This window comes from Nocardia sp. NPDC060220, from assembly GCF_042727815.1.
Lineage (GTDB): Bacteria > Actinomycetota > Actinomycetes > Mycobacteriales > Mycobacteriaceae > Nocardia.
The window spans coordinates 1-5026 of sequence record NZ_JBHWZY010000518.1 but is presented as its reverse complement, the minus strand read 5'-3'; the positions used below and the strand labels follow the sequence as shown (position 1 = coordinate 5026).

Here is a 5026-nt window from a genome sequence, read left to right as displayed (position 1 = left end):
CCATGTACGTGCGTAAGCAGGGCCCGGGCACCGTCACCGCCGGTGACATCGTTCCGCCTGCCGGCGTCATCGTGCACAACCCGGACATGCACATCGCCACCCTGAACGACAAGGGCAAGCTCGAGATCGAGCTCGTCGTCGAGCGGGGCCGCGGTTACGTGCCCGCCGTGCAGAACAAGGCGACCGGCGCGGAAATCGGCCGGATCCCGGTGGATTCGATCTACTCCCCGGTGCTCAAGGTGACCTACAAGGTCGAGGCCACCCGTGTCGAGCAGCGCACCGACTTCGACCGTCTCATCCTCGACGTGGAGACCAAGAACTCCATCACGGCTCGGGACGCGCTGGCTTCGGCCGGTAAGACCCTGGTCGAGCTCTTCGGCCTGGCCCGTGAGCTCAACGTCGAAGCCGAGGGCATCGAGATCGGCCCCAGCCCGGCCGAGGCAGATCACATCGCCTCGTTCGGTCTGCCGATCGAGGACCTGGACCTCACCGTCCGGTCCTACAACTGCCTCAAGCGCGAGGGTGTGCATACGGTGGGCGAGCTCGTTGCCCGCACCGAGTCGGACCTGCTCGACATCCGCAACTTCGGCCAGAAGTCCATCGACGAGGTGAAGGTCAAGCTGCACACGCTGGGCCTCTCGCTCAAGGACAGCCCGGCGTCGTTCGACCCGTCCTCCGTGGTGGGTTACGACGCGAGCACCGGAACGTGGAGCGACAGCGGCACGTTCAGTGATACCGACGGCGGCGAGCAGGACTACGCCGAAACCGAACAGCTTTAATACGCCCAGGAGAAACCCACAATGCCCAAGCCCAAGAAGGGCCGCCGGTTCGGCGGCTCGGCGTCGCACCAGAAGGCGATCTTCGCCAACCTGGCCACGGCGCTTTTCGAGCACGGTCGGATCACGACCACCGAGGCCAAGGCCAAGGCGGTGCGTCCCTACGCCGAGAAGATCATCACCAAGGCGAAGGGCGGCAGCCTTGCCGACCGTCGTGAGGTCATGAAGGACATCCGCAACAAGGACGTCGTGCACGTCCTGTTCGCGGACATCGGCCCCTCGTTCGAGGGTCGCGAGGGTGGCTACACCCGTATCACCAAGGCGCTGCCGCGCAAGGGTGACAACGCGCCGATGGCCATCATCGAACTCGTCCGCGAGAAGACCGTGACCAACGAGGCCGATCGGGCCCGTCGCGTCGCCGCTTCGCAGAAGACCGAAGAGGCCCCGGCCGCTGAGGTCGAGGAGACCGTCGCCGACGAGACCGTGGCTGACGCCCCGGCCGCCGACGAGGCCACCGAGGACAAGAAGGACGCCTGATTCTCAGGAGTTCTGCCGAGCCCGTCACCCTTCGTGGGTGGCGGGCTCGGGTCTTTTCCGCGTGCGAATTCAGGAGGATGGCATGACTCGGGTGCGGCTCGGGATCAGTTATGACGGCACCGATTTCACCGGCTGGGCACGGCAGCCGGGGTTGCGCACCGTGCAGGGCGTGCTGGAGGAGTCGCTGTCGAAGGTGTTGCGTGAGCCGCTGCAGCTGACGGTCGCCGGCCGCACGGACGCGGGTGTGCACGCCGAGGGACAGGTCGCGCACTTCGACACCGAGTCCGAATTCGACGCCGACAAGTTGCTGTACCGGATGGCCAAGTTCCTGCCCAAGGACGTGCGGATCACCGAAATCCGTACCGCTGTGCCCGAGTTCGACGCCCGCTTCTCCGCGATGCGCCGCCACTACGCCTACCGGCTCACCACCGCCCCCTACGGCGCCCAGCCGTTGCAGGCGCGCGGGGTGGTGCCGTGCAAGCCCGGCGTAGAACTCGAGGCCATGCGCGCCGCTTCACGAAACCTGTTGGGCCTGCACAACTTCGCCGCCTTCTGCCGACGTCGCGAGGGCGCGACCACCATCCGCGAACTCCAGCGCTTCGACTGGGAACGTGACGGCGACCTGCTCACCGCCTACGTGAGCGCCGATGCCTTCTGCTGGTCGATGGTCCGCAGCCTCGTCGGCGCCGTCCTCGCGGTCGGCGAGGGCCGCCGCGCCCCCGAATGGACTACGTCCCTGCTCGCCGAGACGGCACGTTCCAGTTCGGTGACGGTAGCTCCCGCCCACGGTTTGAGCCTCATCGCCGTCGACTATCCGGCCGACGCCGACCTCGCCGCGCGTAATGCCCAAACCCGGGAATCCAGAACTGTGCCGGTGCCAGAGGGCGGTTGCTGCGGCGATTAATAGCCGTATCCGTTCACCGAATTCTGTGACACCTGAACTGTCGAGTGGCGATCCGATATTTGTTCGAGAATTTCCCTAGTCGAAGAAAGTAAGGAAATTTTCTTGTCTCGGCCGCCGAGTTGTGGTGGCGGCGCTCACGTTATCGGTGTGGTAATCGGGGGCGATGCTAGATTTCCCAGACGATGGATACTTCCTCGGTCACCGCATTCGACGAGTGGCAGCGATCATGGCGGAGACACGAATGGCGTCAGCTGAATTCGGGGCGAGCGTGCGCCCTGTCGCGGTGGAATAGCGACGTCGGGCGATGACGTCGTTCGAAGGATTTCCCGAGATCTGCTCGACCGCGGAGATCGCGCCGCCGGATGCTTTCGCGCACTGGGAACAGCTGGTCGCCGGCGCGATCACCGAGGTGTCGATCGCGCCCACTGTGTCACGCGCGTTCGAGGGGCGGATCAGGTCGGCCGATTTCGGGGACATCTCTGTAGGCACTGTGGTGGCCGAGGGTCACGAATTGCGCCGCACGCGCAGGCATATCGCCAGGGCCGACGATTTCCATGTCATCGGTAGCGTGGTGCTCGCCGGCCACGCCCAGGTGGAGCACGCGGGCAACCGCGTCGAGCTGGCACCGGGCGCGATGATCTTCTACGACACCGCACAGCCGATTCGGTGGCGCTCGGAGGGCCTGATCGAGGATCTCACGGTCCGGGTGCCCCGGCAGCAGGTCGTCGACTACCTGGGTATCCGTGCTGATCTGCTGCCTGCCGGGATGGTGATCGGGGAAGGGGGCGTCGGGTTGATGCTGGCCAGATTCTTCCGCCAGGTCGCCCAGCTGCACAGCACCGATCCGGCGTCGGCGGCGGTGCTCGCGGGCAGCGGTATCGACCTCCTCGGTGCGGCGGCCACCATCGCGGCGGGCGAGCGGCCCGGCCGGGCGCAGATCGCGGCGGTGAACGGGCAGCAGGTGCTGGACTATCTGCGCGCCCATTTCACCGACCCCGGACTGACGATCGAACGGATCGCGGACGGCTGCCGGGTGTCGCGGCGCACGCTCTATCGGGTGGTCGCGGAATTCGAGGGCGGGCTCGGGGCGGTCCTGCGCGGAATGCGGTTGGAGCGGGCGCGGGTGTTGCTCGTGGCGAGCGACTTTCGTTCGATCGCCGCGGTGGCGACCGCATCGGGATTCGCCACCGAGCGACAGTTCTATCGTGCGTTCCACGCGGCGACGGGTATGACGCCGGGTGAATACCGAGTAGTAGCTCGTTCCGGCGCCGATATCGGCTGACGATTGCCGTCAAGCCGGGTTAGGTGATGTGCCTCACATGGATGTTTCATATTGAAAGACCCGGGTCGGTTATCCGCTGGAATCGGCGGTGCTAGACGCATTTCCGATGTCGGCAAACCATCCCATTCGGAAACAGCTGATGGAAATTGGACGGTTGATCTGGCAGGCTCGGCCACGGGCGAGCCCGACGATTGTGCGACGCCAACTGTTTGCTGTTCGACTCGGATAGGAAGCGAGGTGGTTGGCATGGAGATCGCGCAGACCCGCGCCGGAGCACGCGAATCGTTTGCCGAATGGGAGTCGCTGCTGTCGGAGAGTTACGTCCCGCTGATGGCGGATCCGAGCGGTGACGGCACCTTCCACGGCCGCATCGAGCGCAGCAGTCACCCCGGCTTCGATCTGTCGACGGTTCGCGCGAGCGGCCAGCGCATCCGCCGCACCCCGCGCGGAATCGCGAAGACCGACGGTGAATTCCTCCTGGTTTCCATCCTGACCGAAGGTTCCGGACTGCTGCACCAAGACGATCGGGTCGCCTTGGTTCGCCCCGGCGACATGGTCTTCTACGACACCTCGCGCCCATACCACTGGGAGCTGGAGGGTCCGTGGGCGCAAGTCGTGGTGCAGACGCCACTCGAGGTCCTGCGTCAGCAGCTCGGCCCGGGTGGATCCCCGTTGCCGACCGCGGTGACGGTCACCGCCGACAGCGCGGGCGGAGCGGTCGCCGGCTTCTTTCGCGATCTGGCCCGCATCCAGCAGAGCGCTCCCGGCCATGCGACTGTCCTGGCCGACAACGGGGTCAAACTGCTCGCCTCCGCGGTCCGGCTGGCCTCGGGGGAGATCCCGTCGGGTCAGCCCGCGCAGGCGCTGTCCCGCGAACAGGTGCTGTCCTTCATGCGGACCCGGTGCGCCGACCCGGGCCTGACCATCGACGACATCGCCCGTGCCTGTCTGGTGTCGCGTCGAACGCTGTACCGGCTCTTCGGTGATGTGGAAGACGGACTCAGCGCCGTGCTGCGGCGTATGCGGGTGGAATGCGCGCGCACCCTGCTCACCCGCGACCCCGGCCGCGCGACCGCGACGGTCGCGCTCGCGTCCGGCTTCGCCTCGGAGCGACACTTCTTCCGGGCCTTCCGGCTGGAGACGGGGATGACTCCCGGCGAATTCCGCATGCTCGCGTCGAGCGCGCTGTCTATCTGATACCGCTGTTCTCACGCGATATTCGGTAGACCTTCGGCGAAACTCATCGCAATCGGCGGATTGGCACAGACCGTCAGTCGGCTGGCACGGGATGACAGTTTGTGTGGCGCCATTCTGCGAGAGAGTGAATTGAACACTCTTCACTGGTTGAGCGACAAGGGGGCACGATGAGTCGGGTACGCGTGGCAGCGGTGCAAGCCGAGCCGAAGTGGTTGAATCTGTCTGCCGGAGTCGAACAGACAATCGAATACATCGCGTCGGCCGAACGCGGCGGCGCGCAAGTGATTGCTTTTCCGGAGACATTCCTGCCCGGATTCCCGTGGTGGATGT

6 protein-coding genes are annotated in these 5026 nt (G+C 65.8%); all 6 read left to right on the top strand.

Annotated features, from left to right (window positions below):
• Nucleotides 1-779: DNA-directed RNA polymerase subunit alpha (locus ACFWF3_RS23995; RefSeq protein WP_379315346.1), on the top strand; the 779-nt coding region annotated here is incomplete at its 5' end.
• A 21-nt stretch (nucleotides 780-800) separates the two neighbouring features.
• The gene (gene rplQ, locus ACFWF3_RS23990; RefSeq protein ID WP_378661942.1) at nucleotides 801-1313 is read left to right on the top strand and encodes a 50S ribosomal protein L17; all 513 of its coding nucleotides are present in this window, start codon (nucleotides 801-803) and stop codon (nucleotides 1311-1313) included.
• Nucleotides 1314-1404: 91 nt separating this feature from the next.
• On the top strand, nucleotides 1405-2217 hold the full coding sequence (truA, locus tag ACFWF3_RS23985; protein ID WP_379315348.1) for a tRNA pseudouridine(38-40) synthase TruA: 813 nt from the start codon (nucleotides 1405-1407) through the stop codon (nucleotides 2215-2217).
• 304 nt (nucleotides 2218-2521) lie between these two features.
• Nucleotides 2522-3499 (top strand): helix-turn-helix domain-containing protein, encoded by a 978-nt coding sequence (locus tag ACFWF3_RS23980; protein WP_379315345.1) that lies wholly within the window; start codon nucleotides 2522-2524, stop codon nucleotides 3497-3499.
• Nucleotides 3500-3745: 246 nt separating this feature from the next.
• Nucleotides 3746-4696, top strand: a complete 951-nt coding sequence (locus ACFWF3_RS23975) for a helix-turn-helix domain-containing protein (RefSeq protein WP_379315344.1) — start codon at nucleotides 3746-3748, stop codon at nucleotides 4694-4696.
• A 167-nt stretch (nucleotides 4697-4863) separates the two neighbouring features.
• On the top strand, nucleotides 4864-5026 hold a 163-nt coding region (locus ACFWF3_RS23970; RefSeq protein WP_379315347.1), incomplete at its 3' end, for a nitrilase-related carbon-nitrogen hydrolase.